Annotated in this window: 26 protein-coding genes and 1 riboswitch; of the genes, 12 read left to right on the forward strand and 14 right to left on the reverse strand. The window is 38.8% G+C overall.

Going from position 1 to position 23,365, the window contains the following annotated elements; translation table 11 throughout:
- Positions 1 to 9: 9 nt before the first annotated feature.
- From BN1068_RS08490 to BN1068_RS08505, 4 genes are all read right to left on the reverse strand, one after another.
- The gene (locus BN1068_RS08490; protein WP_077602427.1) at positions 10 to 714 is read right to left on the reverse strand and encodes a hypothetical protein; all 705 of its coding nucleotides are present in this window, start codon (positions 712 to 714) and stop codon (positions 10 to 12) included.
- Positions 715 to 1,073: 359 nt separating this feature from the next.
- A complete protein-coding gene (locus tag BN1068_RS08495; RefSeq protein WP_077602428.1) occupies positions 1,074 to 1,376 on the reverse strand; it encodes a hypothetical protein in 303 nt (100 codons plus the stop codon).
- 27 nt (positions 1,377 to 1,403) lie between these two features.
- Positions 1,404 to 1,814, reverse strand: a complete 411-nt coding sequence (locus BN1068_RS08500; protein ID WP_077602429.1) for a Spx/MgsR family RNA polymerase-binding regulatory protein — start codon at positions 1,812 to 1,814, stop codon at positions 1,404 to 1,406.
- Between the two features lie 201 nt (positions 1,815 to 2,015).
- On the reverse strand, positions 2,016 to 2,645 hold the full coding sequence (locus BN1068_RS08505; RefSeq protein ID WP_077602430.1) for a TetR/AcrR family transcriptional regulator: 630 nt from the start codon (positions 2,643 to 2,645) through the stop codon (positions 2,016 to 2,018).
- Positions 2,646 to 3,350: 705 nt separating this feature from the next.
- Here BN1068_RS08505 and BN1068_RS08510 point away from each other — a divergent pair.
- From BN1068_RS08510 to BN1068_RS08525, 4 genes are read left to right on the forward strand one after another with little or no spacing between them, the layout of a single operon-like run.
- Entirely contained in the window at positions 3,351 to 4,460 is a 1,110-nt protein-coding gene (locus BN1068_RS08510; protein WP_077602431.1) for an ABC transporter ATP-binding protein, read from the forward strand.
- A complete protein-coding gene (locus BN1068_RS08515) occupies positions 4,450 to 5,253 on the forward strand; it encodes an ABC transporter permease (RefSeq protein ID WP_139344772.1) in 804 nt (267 codons plus the stop codon). Before BN1068_RS08510 ends, BN1068_RS08515 begins: the two co-directional genes overlap by 11 nt.
- A 1-nt stretch (position 5,254) precedes the next feature.
- The gene (locus BN1068_RS08520; RefSeq protein WP_077602433.1) at positions 5,255 to 6,058 is read left to right on the forward strand and encodes an ABC transporter permease; all 804 of its coding nucleotides are present in this window, start codon (positions 5,255 to 5,257) and stop codon (positions 6,056 to 6,058) included.
- Positions 6,055 to 7,131, forward strand: a complete 1,077-nt coding sequence (locus tag BN1068_RS08525; protein ID WP_077602434.1) for an ABC transporter substrate-binding protein — start codon at positions 6,055 to 6,057, stop codon at positions 7,129 to 7,131. Before BN1068_RS08520 ends, BN1068_RS08525 begins: the two co-directional genes overlap by 4 nt.
- A gap of 56 nt (positions 7,132 to 7,187) precedes the next feature.
- On the opposite strand, the gene BN1068_RS24175 is transcribed toward BN1068_RS08525, so the two are convergent.
- The 4 genes from BN1068_RS24175 to htpG all read right to left on the reverse strand — a co-directional run bounded on the left by BN1068_RS24175 (position 7,188) and on the right by htpG (position 10,104).
- Positions 7,188 to 7,319, reverse strand: coding sequence for a hypothetical protein (locus BN1068_RS24175; protein WP_260051136.1), 132 nt, complete (start codon positions 7,317 to 7,319; stop codon positions 7,188 to 7,190).
- Positions 7,306 to 7,512 (reverse strand): hypothetical protein, encoded by a 207-nt coding sequence (locus tag BN1068_RS23335; protein ID WP_139344774.1) that lies wholly within the window; start codon positions 7,510 to 7,512, stop codon positions 7,306 to 7,308. Before BN1068_RS23335 ends, BN1068_RS24175 begins: the two co-directional genes overlap by 14 nt.
- The gene (locus BN1068_RS08530; RefSeq protein WP_175637109.1) at positions 7,499 to 8,053 is read right to left on the reverse strand and encodes an NUDIX hydrolase; all 555 of its coding nucleotides are present in this window, start codon (positions 8,051 to 8,053) and stop codon (positions 7,499 to 7,501) included. Before BN1068_RS08530 ends, BN1068_RS23335 begins: the two co-directional genes overlap by 14 nt.
- 173 nt (positions 8,054 to 8,226) lie before the next feature.
- Positions 8,227 to 10,104: a molecular chaperone HtpG gene (gene htpG, locus BN1068_RS08535; protein ID WP_077602436.1), complete on the reverse strand. Its 1,878-nt coding sequence runs from the start codon at positions 10,102 to 10,104 to the stop codon at positions 8,227 to 8,229.
- A 158-nt stretch (positions 10,105 to 10,262) separates the two neighbouring features.
- Between htpG and BN1068_RS08540 the strand changes: the two genes are divergently transcribed.
- Positions 10,263 to 10,973, forward strand: a complete 711-nt coding sequence (locus BN1068_RS08540) for an NAD-dependent protein deacylase (RefSeq protein ID WP_077602437.1) — start codon at positions 10,263 to 10,265, stop codon at positions 10,971 to 10,973.
- Positions 10,974 to 11,040: 67 nt separating this feature from the next.
- Here the strand turns inward: BN1068_RS08540 and BN1068_RS08545 are convergent, their stop codons facing one another.
- The 3 genes from BN1068_RS08545 to BN1068_RS08555 form a co-directional block, all read right to left on the reverse strand.
- Entirely contained in the window at positions 11,041 to 11,628 is a 588-nt protein-coding gene (locus BN1068_RS08545) for a YpjP family protein (protein WP_077602438.1), read from the reverse strand.
- A gap of 170 nt (positions 11,629 to 11,798) precedes the next feature.
- Positions 11,799 to 12,467: a thiaminase II gene (gene tenA / locus BN1068_RS08550; protein ID WP_077602439.1), complete on the reverse strand. Its 669-nt coding sequence runs from the start codon at positions 12,465 to 12,467 to the stop codon at positions 11,799 to 11,801.
- Positions 12,468 to 12,505: 38 nt separating this feature from the next.
- On the reverse strand, positions 12,506 to 13,774 hold the full coding sequence (locus tag BN1068_RS08555) for an acetylornithine deacetylase (protein WP_077602440.1): 1,269 nt from the start codon (positions 13,772 to 13,774) through the stop codon (positions 12,506 to 12,508).
- Between the two features lie 82 nt (positions 13,775 to 13,856).
- Positions 13,857 to 13,966: riboswitch (TPP riboswitch) on the reverse strand.
- 178 nt (positions 13,967 to 14,144) lie between these two features.
- On the opposite strand from BN1068_RS08555, the gene BN1068_RS08560 reads away from it, so the two are divergent.
- Positions 14,145 to 15,338, forward strand: a complete 1,194-nt coding sequence (locus BN1068_RS08560; RefSeq protein WP_077602441.1) for an MFS transporter — start codon at positions 14,145 to 14,147, stop codon at positions 15,336 to 15,338.
- On the opposite strand, the gene BN1068_RS08565 is transcribed toward BN1068_RS08560, so the two are convergent.
- Positions 15,311 to 16,132 (reverse strand): AraC family transcriptional regulator, encoded by an 822-nt coding sequence (locus BN1068_RS08565; protein ID WP_175637110.1) that lies wholly within the window; start codon positions 16,130 to 16,132, stop codon positions 15,311 to 15,313. The two genes, BN1068_RS08560 and BN1068_RS08565, sit on opposite strands and share 28 nt — an antisense overlap.
- 334 nt (positions 16,133 to 16,466) lie before the next feature.
- On the opposite strand from BN1068_RS08565, the gene BN1068_RS08570 reads away from it, so the two are divergent.
- The 3 genes from BN1068_RS08570 to BN1068_RS08580 all read left to right on the forward strand — a co-directional run bounded on the left by BN1068_RS08570 (position 16,467) and on the right by BN1068_RS08580 (position 19,143).
- Positions 16,467 to 17,501: a S66 family peptidase gene (locus tag BN1068_RS08570; protein ID WP_077602443.1), complete on the forward strand. Its 1,035-nt coding sequence runs from the start codon at positions 16,467 to 16,469 to the stop codon at positions 17,499 to 17,501.
- Positions 17,502 to 17,863: 362 nt separating this feature from the next.
- Positions 17,864 to 18,160, forward strand: a complete 297-nt coding sequence (locus BN1068_RS08575) for a DUF2653 family protein (protein ID WP_077602444.1) — start codon at positions 17,864 to 17,866, stop codon at positions 18,158 to 18,160.
- Positions 18,161 to 18,483: 323 nt separating this feature from the next.
- Complete coding sequence (locus tag BN1068_RS08580) at positions 18,484 to 19,143, forward strand: TerC family protein (RefSeq protein WP_077602445.1); 660 nt, start codon at positions 18,484 to 18,486, stop codon at positions 19,141 to 19,143.
- Between the two features lie 52 nt (positions 19,144 to 19,195).
- Here the strand turns inward: BN1068_RS08580 and BN1068_RS08585 are convergent, their stop codons facing one another.
- Positions 19,196 to 20,401, reverse strand: a complete 1,206-nt coding sequence (locus BN1068_RS08585) for an MFS transporter (protein ID WP_077602446.1) — start codon at positions 20,399 to 20,401, stop codon at positions 19,196 to 19,198.
- Positions 20,402 to 20,585: 184 nt separating this feature from the next.
- On the opposite strand from BN1068_RS08585, the gene BN1068_RS08590 reads away from it, so the two are divergent.
- Positions 20,586 to 21,167, forward strand: a complete 582-nt coding sequence (locus BN1068_RS08590; protein ID WP_077602447.1) for a TetR/AcrR family transcriptional regulator — start codon at positions 20,586 to 20,588, stop codon at positions 21,165 to 21,167.
- 237 nt (positions 21,168 to 21,404) lie between these two features.
- On the opposite strand, the gene BN1068_RS08595 is transcribed toward BN1068_RS08590, so the two are convergent.
- Positions 21,405 to 22,133, reverse strand: coding sequence for a MurR/RpiR family transcriptional regulator (locus BN1068_RS08595; protein WP_077602448.1), 729 nt, complete (start codon positions 22,131 to 22,133; stop codon positions 21,405 to 21,407).
- Between the two features lie 196 nt (positions 22,134 to 22,329).
- Here BN1068_RS08595 and BN1068_RS08600 point away from each other — a divergent pair, with 196 nt between their 5' ends.
- A complete protein-coding gene (locus tag BN1068_RS08600) occupies positions 22,330 to 22,941 on the forward strand; it encodes an AAA family ATPase (RefSeq protein ID WP_077602449.1) in 612 nt (203 codons plus the stop codon).
- Positions 22,942 to 22,998: 57 nt separating this feature from the next.
- Positions 22,999 to 23,322 (forward strand): PTS sugar transporter subunit IIB, encoded by a 324-nt coding sequence (locus BN1068_RS08605; protein WP_077602450.1) that lies wholly within the window; start codon positions 22,999 to 23,001, stop codon positions 23,320 to 23,322.
- The last annotated feature ends 43 nt before the right edge of the window (positions 23,323 to 23,365 follow it).

Consider the following 23,365-nt stretch of genomic DNA (forward strand, 5'->3'; position numbering starts at 1 on the left):
TGAAACAGCTCACTTTTTTAATGTTTCTTCAGACGGCTTTTTATCTTCACGATGAACAACATTCCACTTACCGCCGAATAACTGTATACTTTTTTCTATCTTCTTTATCACTTCATCCGCTCTTTCATAAATAATTCCACGCAAATCATGGACCTGACGCATCAATTTCTCAAGCCATGCCTCCTGTGTGTCGATTCTTTCATGAAGGGCTTTGAGTTCTTCTTCTCTCTGGCTCGTTTGATTATAAATTTCATTTATCTTATTTCCCTGTTCCTCCACTTTTTTCGAAATTGTTTCATTTACCTCATCTATTTTTTCAAGTTTACCGTGAATAGATGCCTGTTTATTCTTCATATCATCGGTTTCTTTCTGTGCCTTCTTTTGAACAGCAAGAATCTGTTCCAGCTGTCCGCTTTTGTTCTTTGCATTCTCATCAAGCAGTTCTAATCGATCTAATACCTTCTCTTGCACCTGCTGCTGATGCTTTTTATTTTTGTCCATTTCCTTCAATCTTTTTGCAATACGTTCCAGCTGCTGATTTTTTGCAAAAACATCCCGTTGGAGCTGCTGTAATACTTCCGTAGACTCTCTCTGCATTTCCAGCTGCTTTTGCTCTCTCTCGCTTGCATGGGCATAAATAAATGTTTCCTGATTAGATGAGACACCCTTTATATCATCTGCATAAATGCGCTTTTGCTGATTCAGATATACCATTTCAACCACCTCTAAAATCAGCTTATGCACAAATTAAAAAATAGGACGAATTTTGGTTATTCGCCTAAATTCATATATTAAGGTGTTAAATAAAAACAGTGAGTACTCTGAAAGCCGGCTGCTTACTTCTTCTTATATTTTATTTAAAGCCTTTTTTAATTACCTTCCATTTCTTCACTGCTATAAGAATAAATTAAAAAAACCTGAGCGGCATCACATACGCTCAGGTTTTTCATAGTTATATAGTAAGTATGGATAAAGCCGTTCTGCTCCGGGGAGGGCGAGCTAAGGCTTTGAGAACAGAAGAACCAGCCCGAAGGAAGTAACTTGCAAACTTCGAGCTTGTTCCATATATTTCGCTAATCCCGATGCTTTGTACTGTGTGTTCGGGCTTTAAATGCATCGATAAACTGTTCTGGTGAAGTTTTTATAATGTAGGCATAAACTCCTTTAAGAGTGTGTAAATAAAGCATTCCTTTTTTCTTGTTTCCAGCAAGCCGATATGAAATATCCAGCACCGTCTCAATTGGAAATTCCCGGTATCGTGTGACAATCTTATCTTCATAAAGATACATATATCGTTGTTCTTCCGTATCCTTCTGTTCTAATACGCTTACTTGACGGACTACTTTAACATACGGCTGTTTGGCAATAAATTGCATTGTCTCCTCCGTTAGTTCTTCATTTTATCAGCTTTCTGCAACACGTAAATGGTTCTTTCTCCATTGCAGCCATTGATTTTCTCTCGTTTTCCGCGGTAAAAACTGACGGATATCTTCTTCATGATAACCCACCTGTAATCTTTTCGCATCTACCATAATCGGGCTGCGTAAAAGACGGGGATATTCCTGAATAATCTCTAATAATTCCTGCAGTGGCAATGCTTCAATATCAAGGTCCAAATCTTTATAAATTTTAGAGCGTGTTGAAATAATCTCATCGGTTCCTTCGACGGTCATACGAAGGATACTTTGTAATTCATTGACTGTCAGAGGTTCTCTGATTACATTACGTTCTGTATATTCAATTCCATTTTTCGTAAACCATTGTTTTGCTTTCCTAGTTGATGAACATGCTGCACCATAAATTGTTACCGTCATTGATCATACCCCATTTTTATATAGTTTCTTTTCTTAAATCATTAGAAAACCTGGTATACATGAAGGAAGGTTTTAAAAGCGTATTCTGCTTTCTTGGCAATCCCTTATACTCTGGAGTGCATGCATTTGGGTTAAATGCCTTGGCCGGGCTTGTAATTACCCGCCTTATTAAAGTCATTACATTTATACAAATGAATAAGACTATACTTGCTTATTTGCCTTCGATAAACCTTTGCTTAACAGGTCCATTTCAATACGAAAATTTTCTATAGCTTCTTCATGAGAAAGATTTCTGGATAGCTGGTCCACAAGATTTCGAAATGTGACAGACGTTAAAATCTGCATAACATGGAAGAACTCTTGTTTATTAACAATATTTATTTTTTTTAAATCAACCAGATTCTTTACTTGATTCACTGCATCTATCTCAGACTGCTTGCCTAAGAATAACTCCGTAAATGAATCTTCAATTTCGTGTGTGACATTTAGCACGGCATTTTTCAAAAACTGCAAATGCTCCTCTTCAGACAGTTCTATAAGCATTGTCCGAAAAACCTGATCCATAGAAGCCATCAGGTCTCCATCCTTTTCCTGAAGCAGCTTCAAAAAGTATGCCCGGCGTTTATCTGTATGGAGCTTCAACAAATAATAAAAGGCATCTTCTTTGCCGTCAAAATACTGATAAAAACTACCTCTGGAAATACCTGCAAGCTTTACAATATTCGCAATGGAGGCCTGCGATAATGGAGCTCTTGCAAATTCTTTTTCAGCTGCTTGCAATAATTTAGCCCTTTTTAAGTCATTCAAATTAAAAAATGTAGATGTAGGCATATTCTTGCTCCTCCATAAGCTCATGTGACACAATGTCATGTTCTATAATCCTATATTAAGTGACACGATGTCATAAGTCAATTATTTTCATGACATCGTGTCACTTTTTTTAAGAAATGTGACTATTGTATGTCAAACAGGCATCCGGTTCTTTATCTATCATAAGTATTTACTGTTTCTCTTTCCTATAAGAGTGTGTTCAAAAAGTTCCTAAATGACTGCTCCTTCATTTAGATGTGCTCTTGATCCATTTACGCCTTATAGTGAGGCTGAAAGGCGTGTGCATGGTAATTCACACGAATGAATCAAATTCGTATTTCAGCACATCATACGAGCAAGAATAAACTTATAGCTACTTTTTAAACACGCTCTATAAACCGTTTGTACAAAATTAAATGAAAATTGATTCTTACATTTGTTTAACCTCCGACTTAATAATCTTATTCCCTGATTCTGCTATTTCATAACCTTAAAAATTGAACAAAATATGAGAATTTCAAAAATTGATTTGATTATTTACTTTTTGGTATAGTTATCAGCTTTTCCCTTCAAAATAATACCTTAAAAAAATTGATTTCAAATGATATATTTTCGTGTATAATTATTTCGAATCTGATAAGAATGATAGCACTCCTTCACTTATACAATGATGTAACTGCAAAGGAATGTCTTTATTAGATATCTTTATGTAAAAAGGAGTCTGAAATGGCAAAAAAACCAATTATTCAATTCAATCATGTGATGAAACAATTTGATGATGATGCCCCTGTTTTGGATCACGTCAGTTTTGAAATAGAAAAAGGGAAGTTTTATACCCTGCTCGGTCCTTCTGGATGCGGTAAAACCACAATTCTCCGCTTAATCGCCGGATTTACAGAGGCGACTTCGGGCGATATTCTTTTTGAAGGAAAAAAGATTAATCATGTGCCAGCCAATAAGCGTCCAATTAATACTGTTTTTCAAGATTACGCCCTATTTCCACATCTTAATGTATATGAAAATGTTGCTTTTGGGTTACGGATTAAAAAGGTTAAAAAAGCAGATATGGATGCCAAAGTTAAAGAAGCGCTCAGCTTTGTCAATTTAAAAGGCTACGAAAACCGGGAGATCGCCGATATGTCCGGTGGTCAAAAACAGCGTGTAGCGATTGCCCGTGCCATCGTCAATGAGCCGGCTATTATCCTGCTGGATGAACCGCTCTCTGCACTGGACTTAAAGCTTCGTTACCAAATGCAGTATGAATTACGCGAGCTGCAAAGACGCCTTGGAATTACCTTTATTTTTGTTACGCATGATCAGGAGGAAGCTCTTGCCATGTCAGATGAAATCTTTGTATTAAACAAAGGGAAAATTCAGCAAAGCGGTACGCCTAACGATATTTATGATGAGCCGATTAACCGATTTGTTGCCGACTTTATTGGTGAATCAAATATCATTCGGGCAACAATGATTCAGGATTTTCTGGTCGAATTTGCCGGTAAGCAATTTGAATGTGTAGACCAGGGGATGGACCCGAATGAAACTGTGGAAATTGTCATTCGGCCGGAGGATATGGAAATTACCCCCGTAGAGCAGGGAAGTATCCGCGTTACGGTTCAAGCTCAATTATTCCGCGGGGTGCACTATGAAATTACTTGTATGGATGATGCCCGGAACGAATGGCTTGTGCAGTCAACAAAAAAAGTGAATATTGGTGAGGAAATCGGACTGCGCTTCTATCCTGATGACATTCACGTTATGCGATTAAATGAATCCGAGGAGGACTTCGACCGCCGCCTCGATGCCTATGGTGAGGATGAGAACGATGCAAAATAAAACCTTCCGTCATTTGTTTATGCTTCCTTATGCATTGTGGATTATTATATTTGTTATTGCACCGATTCTTTTGGTTGTTTACTTTTCCTTTTTTGATATTAATGGAAATTTCTCTTTAACGAATTATAAAAACTTTTTTACTGCAACTTATTTACAGATGACCTTAAACTCGTTTTGGTATGCTTTTTTGATAACTGTTATTTCACTGCTCATTGCATATCCGACAGCTTATATTTTGACGCGTACCAAACATAAGCAGCTGTGGCTTTTACTCATTATTGTCCCTTCCTGGATCAATTTATTATTAAAAGCCTATGCCTTCATTGGAATTTTCGGCACACACGGTGCTGCCAACCGATTTTTAGAGTGGGCGGGAATCGGATCCAGACAGCTCTTATTTACTGATTTCAGCTTTGTATTTGTCGCTGTGTATATTTTTATTCCATTTATGATTTTACCTATTTTTAATGCGCTCGATAAATTAAATCCCAGCCTGCTTTATGCTGCAAATGATTTGGGAGCCTCTAAATGGACAACATTCCGGAGAGTCATCTTTCCATTGACGTTGGATGGTGTAAAGTCAGGCTGTCAGGTTGTTTTTATTCCGGCATTGTCCCTGTTTATGCTGACGCGGCTTATCGCTGGAAACCGGGTAATTACGCTTGGAACAGCGATTGAACAGCAGTTCCTCGTTACGCAGAACTGGGGCATGGGCGCAACTATCGCCGTATTTCTAATTATTATCATGGTCGGCTTTATGGCGCTGACTTCAATCAGAAGGAGAGGTGTGTAATATGGAGAAAAAATCTTCTTCGCTCGCAAATCTATTTTTGCTGTTTATCTTTTTCATTTTATACGCACCTATCTTTTACCTGATTTTCTATTCCTTTAACAGCGGTGGCACCATGAGCCATTTTGAAGGATTTACGCTTGATTGGTACCGGGAATTATTGCATGATACCCGACTGTTAATTATCGTTCTGAATACAGTGGTCATTGCTTTATTATCTGCACTTATCGCTACAATAACAGGTGTACTCGGCGCTATCGGAATACGCTCCTATAAACGGCGACAGACTAGAAATACATTGCTTTCATTAAATAATGTTCTTATTGTCAGTCCTGACGTAATTATGGGAGCAAGCTTTTTGATTCTCTTTACCATGGCGGGGATTCAGCTCGGATTTTATTCTGTACTTCTATCTCATATCGCCTTCAGTATTCCGATTGTTGTCCTGATGGTTTTGCCAAAGCTGATGGAGATGTCGTCCTCCTTAGAGGACGCAGCACGCGATTTAGGAGCAAGTCATTGGAATGTCCTGACGAAGGTAACGCTGCCTTATATAGCACCGGGTATTTTCGCCGGTTTCTTTATGGCTCTAACGTACTCCTTAGATGATTTTGCGGTGACCTTCTTTGTGACTGGAAATGGATTTTCAACCCTGTCTGTAGAAATCTATTCTCTGGCTAGAAGAGGTGTTTCCTTAAACATTAATGCATTATCAACACTGATGTTTGTGATTACTGTGATTTTTGTTGTTGTTTATTATTACCTGGCAAGCCGCTCAGGTACAAAGGGGGCGAGCCTTAGACGATGAAAGCTTTAAACCGTTCGTTTCTGATTATTCTTGTTGTGTCTGTTGCTTTACTGATAGTTATTAACCGTCTGAATGCTGCACAGGGCTTTTCCGGTGACAATACACTTACCGTATACAACTGGGGAGACTATATTGACCCGGATGTTATTCAGCAATTTGAAGAGGAAACAGGAATCACTGTTATTTATGAGACCTTTGATTCCAATGAGGCGATGATGACCAAAATTGAACAGGGCGGAACAACGTATGATATCGCCGTTCCTTCTGAATATACGATCGAAAAAATGGTAGAAGAAGACCTGCTCTTTGAGCTGGATCAAGATAAAATTCCAAATCTGCAATATATTGATGAGCGCTTTTTAAATCTGCCTTTTGATGAGAATAATCGCTATTCTATCCCTTATTTCTGGGGAACAGTAGGAATTATATTTAATCCGGAGCTGCTTCCGGAGGGAATGGAAATAACAGGCTGGCATGATTTATGGGATCCGCGTCTGGAGAATCAAATTCTGCTTGTTGACGGAGCCAGAGAAATTATAGGTATGGGCTTAAACACACTCGGTTATTCTCTGAATGACACAAATCCAGAGCATCTATATGAAACATTGGATCGTTTGGAAAAGCTTACTCCAAATATTCGTGCCATTGTCGGTGATGAGAATAAAATGCTGATGGTGAATAACGAAGCTGCCGTAGCGGTAGGCTGGTCCGGGGATGCCGCAGATATTATGTGGGAAAATGAAGCAATGGACTATGTTGTTCCTGAGGAAGGCTCTAATCTTTGGTTTGATAATTTTGTCATTCCCAAAACAGCTAAAAATATTGATGGTGCACATGAATTTATTAACTTTATGCTCGACCCTGAGGTTTCTGCACAGAACACAGAATATGTCAGCTACTCTACGCCCAATAAGGAAGCTTTGAAATATATGCCAGAAGAAATGGTAAATGATGAACGCTTCTATCCGGATGCTGCATTAACGGATAAGCTTGAGGTGTATGAAAATCTCGGGAAGGAAAATCTGGCATTTTATAATGAGCTGTTTTTACAGTTTAAGATGTACCGGAAGTAACGGTCAGCATTAGAGGATAAAAGTAAGAAATTAATTAGATGCTTTGATATAATGCTTTAGCGCATGATAAAAATACCAGCTAAATCTCCCTGCCTTTTTTCTTCTACTTCAAGGGGATTTAGCTGGATTTCTATAAAAACTTCTTTTAATTCCGTTTGAGCGGGATCAATTAAATCATACTTTACCATCGTTTTTATCTCCGAAAAGCTTATCAACAGTAGTCTGATCACCATTTATTTTTGCATCTTCCATTAATAAATTAAAAGCTTTACCAATCTGTTCTTTTCTTTCTCTTAATTCTTCAAGTAATTCTCCTCCACTATATCCTTCCAAAAACAGGTCCTTAAGAAACTCCTCGTAGTAATTATCAAAACCTTTCAATTTTTTCTATCACAGCATTCAAACCAGGGCTGTCTATATCATTTACATGTACCCAATCAACCCGATTGTTCTCTATATTCTCGGGTATAAACTCCGTATCCACCGTCACGATATACCTGAAATCGTAATGCTGATGATCTCCCTCCTCTTTTTTTGGATTTGCAGGGATCGGATGTATATCAATATCTATAGGGATAAGAGAATTCATCGCGTCCACTTTCCCGTCCATCCCTGTTTCTTCCCTCAACTCTCTGATGGCTGATTCAATCGGCCTTTCGCCTGGATCAACATGGCCGTCCGGCTGCAGCCATTTTTTCAAATTTTGATGAAACATCATTAACATATAATCAGGATCAGATTTTTTTAATATAATGGCACTGGCAGTGATATGCCCCGGGAGTGACTTTCTTGAAAAAATATCTGTATTATTTTCGTTAAGCTGATGAATAAGTGGTGCTAACCGTTCTTTTTCTTCAGGATAAAGAGATAAATAATTTTCTACCTGTTTTTTGATTTTATCTGTAACCACACTCGATTGCATATAATTCGCCTCCATTGGGATATAAAAGAAACTGTATTAACCTTATTTTAACATTCAGAATTCACTAAACAAACAATTCAATTCTTGACAGATTCAGAAATGCTGATGAATGAATTCATTAAAAAACATCGTGTAGAGAAATAACTCCTCTAACACGATGTTTTTTAATGGAATCAAACCATAATTTTACTCATATCATTCGTAAACGCCACCGGATCTTCAATCGGCAGCCCTTCAATCAATAACGCCTGATTGTAAAGCAGGTTTGTATATAATTCTAATTTATCCTGATCATTACCCTGCGCTGCTTCGAGTGCTTTGAAAATACTGTGATCCACATTGATTTCAAGTACTTTGTCCGCTTTAATCTGCTGATCGTCCGGCATTGCATTAATAATTTTCTCCATCTCCAGAGAAATTTCTCCGTCTGCAGAAAGAACAACCGGATGTGACTTCAGACGCTTGGAAGCTCGTACATCCTTCACTTTATCTCCGAGAACCTCTTTCATTGCTTGGAATAGCTCATTATGGCTTTCGGTTTCTTCCTGCTCTTCCTCTTTATCATCCTCTTCAATACCAAGGTCTCCGCTGGAAACAGAACGGAATTCCTTCTCCTGATATTTCATCAGCATTTTGATTGCGAATTCATCAATTTCATCTGTGAAATAAAGGATTTCGTAGCCTTTATCTGCAACAATTTCTGTCTGTGGCAGTTTTTCAATACGCTCATTGGAATCTCCGGAAGCGTAATAAATATATTTTTGGTCCTCTGGCATGCGGGATACATATTCCTCTAAGGTTACCAGCTTCTTCTCTTTGGAAGAATGGAACAGCAGCAGATCCTGCAGTTCTTCCTTATGCTGGCCAAAATCACTGTAAACACCAAATTTAATTTGCTGACCAAATGCTTTAAAGAATGTTTCGTATTTCTCTCTATCATCGCGCAGCAGGCTGAGCAGCTGCTGTTTTATTTTCTTGTGAATATTTTTCGCAATAATTTTCAGCTGACGGTCATGCTGCAACATTTCCCTGGAAATATTTAAGGATAAGTCCTCTGAATCAACCATCCCTTTCACAAAGCTGAAGTAATCAGGCAGTAAATCGGCACATTTTTCCATAATCAATACACCATTCGAGTACAGCTCCAGACCTTTTTCATACTCTCTGGAGTAGTAATTAAACGGCGCCTGCTCCGGAATAAACAAAATAGCATTATAACGGACGGTACCATCCACATTGATATGGATATGACGTAATGGCTGATCAAATCCATAATGCTTTTCCTGATAGAAGTTCTGATAATCCTCATCCGTCAGCTCGCTCTTATTTTTCTTCCAGATCGGTACCATTGTATTGAGTGTCTGCTCTTCAATGACATCTTCATACTCATCTTCTGTACCCTCTTTTAATTTGCTTTCGGTAACATCCATTTTAATTGGGTAACGAATAAAATCAGAGTATTTCTTTACGATTTGTTTTAATTTAAATTCATCTAAAAATTCATCATAATTTTCTTCGTCTTCATTTTCTTTTATTTCAAGAATAATCTCTGTTCCAACTTCTTCACGTTCAATCGGTGTAATTGTGTAACCGTCTGAGCCCTGTGAAACCCATTTATACCCTTCTTCACTATCAATTGATCTTGTAAGCACTGTTACTTTATCTGCGACCATAAATGCTGCATAAAAACCAACACCAAATTGGCCGATAATATCATGACCATCTTTAATTTCATTTTCAGATTTAAAGGTATGCGAGCCGCTTTTAGCAATCACACCAAGGTTATTTTCCAGCTCTTCCTTTGTCATGCCGATCCCCGTATCAATTACTGTCAATGTACGCTTGTCTTTATTTGGAACAAGTTTAATGTAGTAGCTGCTCTGGTCAAAAGTTAAAGAATCGTCTGTTAATGCTTTATAGTAGATTTTGTCAATTGCATCACTTGCATTTGAAATTAATTCACGCAGAAAAACCTCCCGCTGTGAATAGATTGAATTAATTACCATATCTAATAACTTCTGTGATTCTGCTTTAAATTTACGCTTTGCCATGACATTCCCTCTCCTTTTTCTTTTTTTAGCACTCTTACACATAGAGTGCTAAACCTCTATTACATGTAATACCATATTCTATTTTAGCTGTCAATATTAGTCGCATATAGCCTCAACAACATGTATAATAGAAAACATATAGAAGAGGAGGGGTCTCGATGCTTCATGAATGGTTAAAAGATTCCAAACATACCGTTATTTTCACTGGCGCAGGAATGTCTACGGAAAGTGGACTGCCTGATTTTCGTTCAACAAACCGAGGAATTTGGAGAAAAAAAGACCCGGGCAAAATCGCAAGCGTAGATGCTTTAAATCATCACGTAGAAGATTTTACCGAATTTTATCGGGAGCGTGTTCTTGGCGTAAAGGAATTCGGTCCGCATAAAGGCCATCAAATTCTAGCTGATTGGGAGAAGAATGGACTTATTCAGGCCGTCATTACTCAGAATGTAGACGGCTTTCATCAGGCTGCAGGCAGCAAACAGGTTCATGAGCTTCATGGAACGCTGCAGAAGCTTCATTGCCAAAGCTGCGGAAAAGTTTATGACAGCGCTGCTTATGTAGAGGAAGATTACTATTGCTCTTGCGGCGGAATACTCAGACCTTCTATTGTATTATTTGGAGAAATGCTTCCTGAGGATGCCTTCTCTGCTGCTTTTGAACTTGCAAAGCAAGCTGATTTATTTATTGTACTTGGCTCCTCCTTATCCGTAACACCCGCCAATCAATTCCCGGAAATCGCAAAACAAAATGGTGCGAAGCTCGTCATTGTGAATCAGGAGAAAACACCGCTGGATAATTATGCAGATTTAGTTGTATTTGACCGGAAGATTGGAGCTTATTTAGAGGAGACAGATAAATTATTATAAAACCAAAAGGCAAGGAAGCGTTTGGCGTCTCCTTGCCTTTCTTAATATAAAAAGTATGATTTCGCTCTTATGCCATCCATTTGGGCGGTGTATTTTTATCCCAATAGATATCCCCGATATGATAATGCTTTTGGAACCTGTCTTCATTTAAATGGTAATGAAAATTAAAATAATGCCCTTCTAATGGACGGTTTTCACGACGGACATGAAACTTTACCAATGTTTCATTTGTGTTGTTATTAGAAACATTAAAGATTCGTTCTCCATAGCCTTCTGACGGCTTTTCTGTAATAGCGATATCTTTATATTCCTCAGAATGTTCAACAAGATTTGCAAGTAATGTTTCCATTTGCGGCAAAATGACTGCAGCAAATTCATTTTCTACTTTATCCGTGATTCTCGGTCCAAACTTTTCCAAGCTCAATTCTTTTGCTTCTTTATGCAGATGCTCCAAATAAGCTTCCCTTGGATCCTCTGCAATATATGACTGGGTGGTTTCCTCAATGACAGATGTTGTTTCTATATCAGATGAAGAAGATAAATTGCTGTCATCCCGCTTATCTGCATCGACCTCTAAAAGGTTCGTCGGTGTATAAATACCCAATGTTAAGATAGTTATAAATACGACTGCTATTTTTCTCCACCAGAGCTTCATCTGTTTCACCCATCTTCCGTATCCGTTTTCTTTATTTTACCATGAATCTATTCATTGTCTATCCAACCATTCTACTTTTTTCAATTTTATAGACAATATTGTTATACCAAACATCCTATTTATACATTATTTCACAAATAACTTATATCTTATAGGGAACCTCTTTGCCATTAAACCGGCCAGCCTTCCCGCTTATACGCCATGTCCCAAAACATATATTCATAGCGGCTGGTATTCAGAAAAATAGCTTCTAAGTCATTCAGTTCTGTTTCCGTACAGCCTTCAGCCAGTTCGTCCAGCTTTTCAACCAGCCACTTACCGATGGAACCAAATTCATCCGAGCTGTACATTTTCACCCATTCTCCATACTGCTCATGCTCTAAAGCTCCCGGCTTCTTTGCCAGCTCCAGGCCGATTTCATAGTAGCTCCATGCACACGGAAGAATGGCTGCAATCAAGGAAGCTAAGGAGCCTTTCTGTGCCTCAGCCAGCATATTACTGCTGTATGCAAGCGTTACAGGTCCCGGCACAGTAGCTTCTAACTCTTTTCTTGAAATGCCAAGACGTTCCGCATATTGACGGTGAAGATTCATTTCAAAATTTAACGTCTCATCCAATGATTTAGCAAACCCGGACATCGTATCTAAATCTTTTGCAAGCACCGTTCCCATGGCAATTACTTTGGAGTACTCTATCAAATACTTGTAATCCTGACACATATAAAATTTAAATGCCTCTATATCCAATGTTCCATTACCAATCCCCTGTACAAATGGATGCTGATGACTCTTCTCCCAAACCGGGTCTGCGGTCTTGCGAATACGCTCTGAAAATTTCATGATATAAACGCTCCTTTTATATATTTTTTATAAAAATGCTATTGTTGTTTTTCTGTATTACACCATTTCAAAATAAACCGCAGTAATGACGCTGTATAATTTAATAGTTCATCGATATCTATCTGCTCATCCACTGCATGGGCATGCTTTAATTCTCCTGGTCCATAGCAGACTGTCGGAATACCGTAGGCTGCAAGCCATCCCCCATCGGTTACTGTTTCAGACATACGGCAGACAGCTTCCTCACCGAATGCTTCCTGATGACTTGCCTGTAAAAGGGCAAATGCGGCATGCTCTTCATCTACTGAGAAAGATGGGAAGATTTCACCTCTGTCCACAATCATCGATTCGCCTCCCCACTCAAATAACGGCGGGTTGTTTCTCATCCAGACGTCCGCTTCTGCCGTTTTTCGTAAATGCAGCTCAATTTCTTCTGCAACCTGTTCAGCTGTCTCATTCGGATAATAATGAACGGTAACCCACAGCCGGCATTCATCCGCGATAAATGCGGCATGTCTTCCTCCCTCAATCACTGCCGGATTAATCGTATTCGTGCCCGGCGGGAAACCTGGATAGGATTTAGTCACTGCCCAATGGCGCTCCAGCTCCTGCAGGGCAGTAATCAGCTTGTTCATCTTTTCAATCGCACTTGCTCCATTCATACCGCCTCCTGCATGAATAAGCTGCCGGCGCGTACCGTCATGATGCGTAGTTGGACTCTTCACGGTAATCCAGCCGGTAATAACACCGCCCTGGCCATGAATTTCACAATGGCTAGTGTCTGCAACAATAGCATAATCTGCTGTATAGCCATGCTCTCCACATTGCTTCGTTCCTGCTTCACCAACCTCTTCACCGATAACCGATTGAAGAATGACATCTCCTCCCAGCTGAATCTGATGGTCATGCAGAATTCTCAGGGCAAATAAGCAGGCCGCCAGACCGCCTTTCATATCTGCAGCTCCCCGTCCGTATAAAGTACGGCCTTCTACTGCCGGCTGAAATGGCACATGCTTCCAGTTTTCATCCTCCTCAATCGAAGCAACATCAACATGCCCATTAAGAATCAAGCTGTTATATGTATCTGGAGCAGTTCCACGCAACCGGCCAACGACATTTGGATCCCCCGGGTAAACATCCCACTGCTCTGTTTCAAAATCCATTTCCTTTAAATACTTTGCAATATAAGCCTGGATATCCGCTGTATTCCGGGCAGGCGGAGCTGGTGTCCTGAAGCGAATCAAATCACCGAGAAGCTCTATCAGCTCTTTCTCCCGGTTCCATACATCCTGAACTATTTTATCCATTAAAAAACCTCCTTTAATGCACGCAAAAAAGCCATCTCCCCGGGAAGGAAGATGGCAGAAAGGTTTATTTCATTTGCCCATAGGCATATCCCGCCCACTTCCCTCCGCTAGTACAAACTAGATCAGGTTGGTAAGGGTTAAGACAATATATACATGCCTCTCTCAGCTTAATAAGCACCCCTAGTGGATCCATTGCGTATTTACTTATCAGCTTTAGATTACCATAAGGACCTGAAGGCGTAAAGCAGGATTTTTATTAAAGCTTATTCTGTACCTGTTTGTCTGTATCTATATTGCTGTTATTTCACGCAAAATAGATACAGATAAATTTCGCAGCAAATTGTAACCTTCTTTTAAGGGAGGTTATCTGATGTACTTAACTATATTTAAAAATAACAAGCATGTCCGAAATTACTTACTCGCCACAGCCAGCTCCAATCTAGGAAATGTAATGACAGGCACGGCTCTGTTATTCCTTGCTTATGATTTAACGGGGTCGAATGCTTATACAACCGGAATCGCCATAACCCAGGTTGCTCCCTATCTGCTGTTTGGATTAGCTGGAGGGGTTATTGCTGACTGGATTTCTAAAATAAAATGGTTAATACGAATCGATTTATTTCGTTTCCCATTATTGCTTGGATTAGTTCTATTAGATTTCACAAATCAGCTTGCTTACTATCATTTAATTATCGTAAGCATCGTTATTCATTTATTTGGATGCTTGTATAATCCGGCACACAGGGCACTTATTCCCCTAATTACAACAAAGTCGGAAAGACCCGCAGTAAATAGTTTAGTGGATACCGTAACAAGAGGTATGACAGTTTTAGGGCCTGTTTTCAGCATTATCTTTATGAATACGATTGGCATCATTCACTTTTTTACATTGGATGCAATCAGCTATCTCTTGAGCGCTCTTTTTCTATCATTTATTCCCTCAGAAGCGAAGCAGACAAATAAACAGCCATTTAATATCTATACTGCTATCCGTGAATTTGCAGTATGGCTCCGCTCTCACAAAACAATCCGTTCTCTGTTTGAGCTGACAGCGTTCATTGTTTTCTTCAACACCTGGGTCTGGCAGGTCGGACTGCTATTAATGCTGCAAGAAACAACGAAAAATGCAGAAGAATGGTACAGCTTTGTAACTGGAGGCTTTGGAGTTGTTGTTATTATTATCAATTTGATTATTCCTTATATCTTTAAACAGTTTACTCTAAGAACCTATCTTTTCAGCTCGTTGATCTGGGGTACAGGCATCCTTTTCTTAGGCTGGTTATCTGAGATTCCATTCATCTTTTCAGGGATTATCTTAATAGCGGCTGGAGTGCCTCTTTCCGGATTATCAAGGGTTTATCTGCTACAAAAGTATCTCCCGCCCGACAAGCTGGGAAGAGGATTCAGTTTCAATGCTGTCCTGCTTTATTTTTCTAATCTCATTTCCTTAGGATTCTTCGGGGCTCTTTCTTATTTGATGCCTGTACATTCTATCTTTATCCTGTGCGGGACTTGTATGATTATTTTGTCTGGAATCTATGTTTTTCTTGAACTGCGAAAATAGCTTGGGGTCATTCCATACAGCTTCTTAAACAGACGATTATACATAGAAACAGATGAGAAGCCTGACTCCATAGCAATCTGCAGAATTGCAGCATCTGTATGCTCGAGTTGGTCCAGACTGCGTTGAATACGATAAATTTGCAGCCATGAAAATGGTGAAACACCGACCTTCTCTTTAAACACATGTGAAAAGCGATACTTATCTAACTGGGCAACTGCAGCCATTTCATCTAAGGTCCAGTTAGAGGTATAGCTTTCCTTCATCGCTTCTAATACCTTAATTATTTGAAAGCCGGCAGAATGGTAAGCTTCTGTATTCACATCCTGATAAGAACTGTTCACGCTTCCTTTCATTAAAAGGATTGCTAATTGCGTAAAACTATTATCAAGAAATACCTTCATACCTGCATCCATTTCTTCATTACTTGTATAAATATAATCCAGGATAAATGCCACCCATTTCGATATTTGCGGAGATTGCTGCGGCATTTGGGCGAATAGAATTTCTGTGGTTTGATTCATCAAGGTGTTTGCTGATTTATTTACTATTTCCGGATTCAATTCGATTAAAAATTTATGATGTGCTACCTCTAATTGCCGGTGCGTATCGTACGGATTCAAAAGCAGCATCTGGTCCGCATGAAAAGTCATATCCTGATTGGGAAGCTGGTATGTCATTTCCCCGCCAAGCGAATAAATCAATTTATAACAATCGTCTGATCTTTTGAGACTTTCTTGTTCAAATTCAGACTTATATAAGAGCAGTCCCTGATCGGTTGAAAGTATTTTATTCATCGGTTTTCCTTCCTTATTTTGTTTAAAATTATCCATAGCTATTATTTTAAAAGATATTTCAATAGTAGCATAATAAACAGCCTATAATTATTCAAGAGTGCCATTCAATCTTATATTTGCTTGCACGTACAATGAGAATAATCCGATGGTGCATACATTATTTATTAAAATGGTATAATAATATTTTACAATTCTTACATATAAGGGTATTTATGCAGCTATTTTCATGCGAAGAAAGAAGAAAACGGGCTCTTTTCATAAAAAACAGAAAAAGGATTTCTCAAATAAATGACGAATACATAGTATATACCATTCACAGAAAGGAGCCTCCTTTATGCTTATTCAGCCAAAAAAGTTATCCCCTGGCGACAAAGTAGCAACAGTCAGTCTATCCTGGGGCGGGGCTGGCGAACCATCACTGCATTGGCGTTACCAACAGGGAGTGAAGCGCTTGGAAACTATATTCGGGCTTGAAGTTGTGCCAATGCCCAACAGCTTAAAAGGACAAGCTTACATAGCTGAACATCCCGAGGCACGGGCGGAGGATTTAATGACCGCTTTTCAGGACCCGGGAATCAAAGGGATCATCTCTAATATTGGCGGTGATGACAGTATCCGCCTGCTTCCCTATATTGATTTTAATATTATCCGTCAAAACCCAAAGGTTTTTATGGGTTTCTCTGACACGACGATTGCCCATTTATTCTGCCTTCACGCAGGTTTATCTTCCTTCTACGGTCCGGCAATTATGACAGACTTTGCAGAAAATGTTGCAATGGATGATTATACAGTTAACGCTATCCAAAGCATGCTTTTTCAAGCGAAAGCAGTCGGCAGTATCCCGGCACCGGAAAAATGGACGAGTGAATTCCTTGAATGGGATATTGTTAATAAAAACACCGCCAGAAAAATGTATCCTAATCAAGGCTATGAACTTTTGCAGGGAAACGGGATCGCACAAGGAAGACTTATCGGCGGCTGTATCGAAGTACTTGAATTTGCCAAAGGAACGAAAATCTGGCCGCAGCAGGATACATGGCAAGACAGTATTCTCTTCTTTGAAACATCCGAGGAGCAGACAAACCCGGAATTAATAAAAAGGTGGCTCAGAAATTATGCTGCTCAGGGGATACTTAATCAGGCGAACGGGATTATTTTTGCCAAACCTTATGGAGAAGTGCATTTTGAAGCATACAAGGAAGTAATCTTATCCGTTTTAACGGAAAGCAGGCTGACTGACCTTCCTGTACTGTATGGTGTTTCTTTTGGACATACGGAACCAAAAACGCCTGTTCCATATGGAAGATTGGCTCAAATTGATTGTCAGCAGATATCCTTTTCAATTATAGAAGCAGCTGTTACGGATTAAGTACAGCTGCTTTTCTTTGGTTAACACAGATTTACGCTTCTCTCATTATTAAATCAAAAGAGACAGTGATATACTATTGATATACTTCTTGTTTAGAAATGTTAGTTATACGAAGTAAAAAGGAAGCTCTCTTCCAAAGCTTTGCTCTCTCCATTTCTCTTTTTTCGCAGAGGTTTATGACTAAAAAATCCTGACAAAACGTAACCTGATTAAAAGAGGCAAAAGAAAGATTATGCCCCTATAACTACTTTCTGCTTCATGCAAATAGGGAATTTGTAGTAAGATAGTAAATAGAATGGGCACCATCGCTAAAGGCTGATAACAAATATGCCTTCCAACCATATGCAGGAGGAATTTGAGGTATGCAAAAACTTATTATTCCTGAAGAGGATATTGTACTTGCTATATGTATGTACATTGCTGAAGAACAGAATATGAATGCAGATGACGTCCAGGTAGAGATGTTTTATGATGATTACACTGGTTTTTCAGCAGAAATCATAACACCGTCCGGAAAACAGGAATGGATAACAAAGCAAATTATTACTGCATTAAGAAAATGGATCAAAGAGAATCTTCATGCTGATCCATATGCAGGCTTAAAGCTGGATTTGGACAGACGTAATGGTATTTATGCACGTCTTCGCTCTGATAGTTAGTTTCTCATAAAGATTTGATAATATTTTTCTTCTTTTAAGTTTATTTACATATTTCCAATCGATTCAAGTCCTTAGCTTTCATTCAAATATAGCATTTATTAAATTATTTCACCTTAGCAAATTTTACTGTTGACATTATAATTAAAATAGCAAGTTTCTTTGGCGTGTGCGTACATATAATACAGTTAAAAACCTTTTATTTTCTTTTAAATGAAGAGATAAAAGGTTTTTTATTTGCAGTCCATTATTTCCTCTCTCCTGTTCTGATTCCTGGTACAAGCTCATATACTAAAATATCGAACAGACAGGAAAGGAGAGATATGTTGGAGTTTATACAGATAGTCGGACAAATTCTCCTTATCAATATTTTATTAAGCGGGGATAATGCTATTGTCATTGCGATGGCGAGCCGAAATCTTCCTGAACAGCTTCAGTCCCGGGCCATTCGCTGGGGGACATTCGGAGCCATTGCGCTTCGGATTCTCTTTGTTTTTATCATGATTTACCTGCTGAAGCTGCCTTTTATTCAATTAATCGGTGGATTTCTCCTATTGTATGTAGCATATAAATTACTGGTTGATAAGCAGGATGAAAGCCAGATGAAAAGTGGCAATTCCTTGCGTGAGGCGATAACGATTATTATTTTTGCAGATGTGATTATGAGCCTGGATAATGTACTGGCTATTGCTGCCATTGCTGATAGCGATTTGCTGCTGGTAATCGCAGGGATTATTTTAAGTATCCCGATTATTTTAACAGCCAGTGAATTAATTTTAAAACTGATTGAGAAATTTCCTATCATCATTTACATTGGAGCAGGTGTGCTGACCTGGACAGCCGGAAAGATGCTGCTGGAAGAAGCATTTGTACAACAGCTTTTTGCTTCAATGAAATATGGACAGCTTATCTTTCTCAACATCCTTACTATCACTATTCTTTTTATTGGAAAATGGCGCAGAAGCCAGCTGGAAATGACTATTTAAAAAACCTCTTATGTGGCCCCGGCCCGCATAAGAGGTTTTTCAATCTGCAGCTTTACATGCTTTGATAGGTTTTTGCTTTTTTAAATAATATGGTTACAATAATCAAGCCAATCGCCGCAAAGCTCAGCAGGATAACTTGAATAGAAATATCAGCAGCTGATAATCCGGAAACAAGCGCATAAGAAATTGGATCAAATCCATTCATGGCCAGGAAAATAATGCTCATGACCCTTCCCATAATATAGTCTTCTGTCTGCTCCTGGGCAGCTGTGAAAAATGGAATAAATACAAATGACATAGAAAATCCAATAAAGAATACGACAACTGTCAGCATTGTTAAATTAGGAACAAGTGCGAAAATGACATACGATATTAATGCCCCCAATAAGCCGAATAAGGAGGTTCTGCCTTTCCTTTTTATAAGCACCGTACTGAGCACACCTGTCCCGGCAACCAGCCCTATTCCCAGACTGGCTTCCATGTAGCTTAAATTAAGCGGTGTTCCCCCATAGCTTTCTACTAAGAAAGGAATCGCAATATGCAGGGTTCCGAATACAAAGAAGTTCAGTGAAATTAAAACGACTAAGCCTGTCAGCAAAAAGCGTGAATTACGAATATATGCCAGACCTTCTTTAATTTCCTTGATTGGTTTTTGTTTTTCCTGCAGTGCAACCGGTCCTTCATTAATAAAACGCGGAAAAATAATTACCGCAGAAAGCAATGCTAAAATCATTGCTACAAAGTAACTGCCGCTGACCCCGACAGATTCCATCAGCACTCCCGCAATAATCGGGCCCGCAACAAAAGAAACCTGATCCACTCCCTGGAATAGGGCGTTGGCACGCTGAAGCTGACTTTTCTCGACAATTTTAGGAATCATAGAGGAGCTTGCCGGCCCAAAGAAGGCATCCAGCATCCCAAAACCGGCTGCAATCACTAAAAGTAAGCCGAGAGATAATCCATCATTTTTAATGAGAATATATAAAATAAGCAAAAGAACTGACTGCACAAAATTTGCCAAAAACATAATTGTAGTCTTCTTATAACGGTCTGCCACCACTCCGCCGAAAACCATCATCGCAATCCTCGGTACAGTCGCAGCAATTAATACAATCCCTAAAGAGCTTGCAGATCCGCTATCACTGATCACAAACCATGTCGTGGTTGTCAAAAACATACTGAAGCTGACTACGCCAAAGATACCAGCTACAAACAGTAACAAAAATGTTCGATTTTTGAATAAGGATTGTTTCCCCATAGTCTCTTTCCTCCGACTTTTTTTATTAGTGAAATAAAGCTATACTGATAACCGAAAGCTTTATATTTTTTTACATGACATGCCGCTAAGCATGCTTTATAATAAGAATCAACGGAACCTACCGACCGTTCGTTTCTAAAGAAATTCTACTTTATTATAATTATTTTGTCAAAGGAGAATTACCATGCATACAAAAGAAAGAATCTTAATGGAAGGAATGGAGTTGTTTGCAACACATGGTTATAATGGCACTTCCATGACTAAGATTGCTGACCGGGTCGGCCTGAAGAAATCTTCCCTTTATGCCCACTACAGCAGCAAAGAAGAATTATTTTTTGATGTGACTACTAAGATTGCCGCAGATTATGTGCACTTCGTAAAGTCAACCTTTGAAAATAATGGACAAACAACAGAAGAAAAACTATATCTCTCCTTTCAAGCGCATGTGAAGGATATGGCGAACCACGACAGCAGCATTGAATTTTATAACCGCTTCTCCTCGTATCCTCCAACAGGATTTGAGAGCAGAATTTTAGAATTACTGCGCGATAGTGAGGAGCAGGCAAGGAAAGCATTTAAAGAAGAAATAAAAAAAGCGCAGAAGGCTGGAGATATTACCGATGAAGTTTCCCCAGAGGATGCAGCTCGAGCTTTTTACGGTTTATTGGACGGTTTATCTTATGAAACAAGCTACTATAATATGGATGTTATCGAAAATCATGGAGAGTCTATGTGGAAGGTATTCTGGAGAGGTGTTAAAGCTTAAAACGAAAAGATAGAAATAAGTCACCTTCCCCCCTTTTAAAAAGGATGCTGTTGACTTTTTTCTATCTTTTCATTTTCTCCGGTATTTTCTAAAAACGAATTCCGCCCATCTTTTTACAGAAAATCCATTATTAATACAGGCAATAAAGCTCTAAAATTTTTCCAAACTCAGAACATGTTTTAAGTTTCCCTCTGCCTATATTCAAATGTCTTTCCCCTATGCTACGATGAAAACGTATTATTCATTACACTGTTTTAAGTTTTCCAAAAAATCGCTATACAGATATTCAAAAAGCAAAATGGTCTCACCAAAAAATGTATTCGGCATATATTGGAGATCTCCTAATTGGTTATACGCGTTAATTATAATTGGAAGCGCAGAGCACGGTACTGCAGACGAGCCGGCATTTCCAATAAATGAAATGATATCTATACCATTTTGGCTGGCGTTTTTTATTATATCCAATGCTCTCGGTGTCTCGCCTGATTGAGATATAAATATCAGCAATACCTCTCCCTGGTGAGCTTCTGAGAAAAGCTGAAGATGTGTATTTGAAATGCTGTTCCAGCCATTTATCAGTAATTTTTCATTAATATAATTGGCGATAAGCTGTGAATAACCAAGACCGAAGACAACCACTTTTTTGGATTGATATTTTTGGAATAACTCCCGGAAGGTTCCACTGTATTGCCGGACCATTTCCGTTGATATGGTGAACAGATCGCCTTTCGTTGTTTCTTTTTTTTGATTTCTCGAAAAAATTATATGATACACCATATCGGTATATCCTTCAAAATGCAGTTTTTTTGCTAAACGAATAATGGTCGATATGGAGGTATTATTATCCTGCGCTGCTTTGCGGATACCAAGCTTACTTAATGGCTCCGGATAATCAACCAGATAAGTTAATAATTTCTTTTCTAAATAATCTAATTGATGCTTATCGGAAAGATGTTCTATATTCATTGCTGATCCTCCTGTTTAAACCGTTTACAAATTTTATTGTACAGGAACCATTCCAGGCTTACAATGTTGATTCTTACGGTACGTGAACATCCTCTGATAAGTACGCTGATTTACCGTATTGCAACAGGAACAGTCTTAAAGAGAAACATATTCATTAAATAAGCACCACAACATTCTGATTTGAGGAGGAAACAAAATGCAGCATTTTACAGAAGACCCTTGGGCAAGAACCTATACAAGAAACGGATTTATTTCCGAGGAAATAATCTCCAGCTTACAAAAAAGTATCCGCAGAGGAAAAGAGGAGGACGCCTGTGCATTTGCATATGAGCTCTATATCACTTCTCCACAGGCGGAGGACAAGCTATGGAGACGATTAATTGCTATTTCTGTAGAAGATATTGGGATGGGAGACCCTCAAGCAGCTATCCTAATTAATAATTTACATGATATGAGTCAAAAGTTTGTTTATGCAGACGGTGATCGTCCATTATTCTTCTTCCATGCCATTCGTTACCTATGTGCATGTGAAAAAGATCGTTCCAGCGACTTATTAAAAAATATTGTTTCTAAAAGCTTTGCAATGGGATACCTTCCAGAGATTCCAGACATCGCTCTTGATAAACATACAACAAAAGGAAAAGCAATGGGACGCGATTCTTTCCATTTCCTAAATGAAGCAAGTAAAGTTATCCCTCAAAAAGAAGTAGATAATGATTACAAAGCACGTTATGAAGAAATTCTTAAGAAATATAATCCGGAAGAGGCTGTAGAGTCCACATTCAAAAGCAACCCCTGGCAGTACTGAAATATGAATAAAGCTAGATAAAGCATGCTGTGATTCTAACTAAAGGAGAGATTATTAATGAATATTCTTTTAATCTGTGAAGCAGGTGCATCCACTGGCTATTTAGTTCAAAAAATGCAGGCGTTTATCGCGGAGCATGAAAAACTAAAGCATAAAGAAATGAACGTGGAAGCAACCTCTGTAAACCAATTGGGACCAACCCTTGAAGCAAAAGATATCGATGTGGTGCTTATCGCTCCACAAATTCGTTCCAGAGAAGATTCCATCCATGAAGTGTGCCAGCGCCATCAAGTAAAGGCCGGCACGATTGATCTAGTAGATTACGGGCGTATAGATGCTGCGGCAATCATTAAGTTAGCGATCAAACTGTACAAAAACTAGGTAATCATGATAATAGTTACTGCCAAATAAATACTCTTTGGCA

The organism is Oceanobacillus sojae (assembly GCF_900162665.1).
GTDB lineage: Bacteria > Bacillota > Bacilli > Bacillales > Amphibacillaceae > Oceanobacillus > Oceanobacillus sojae_A.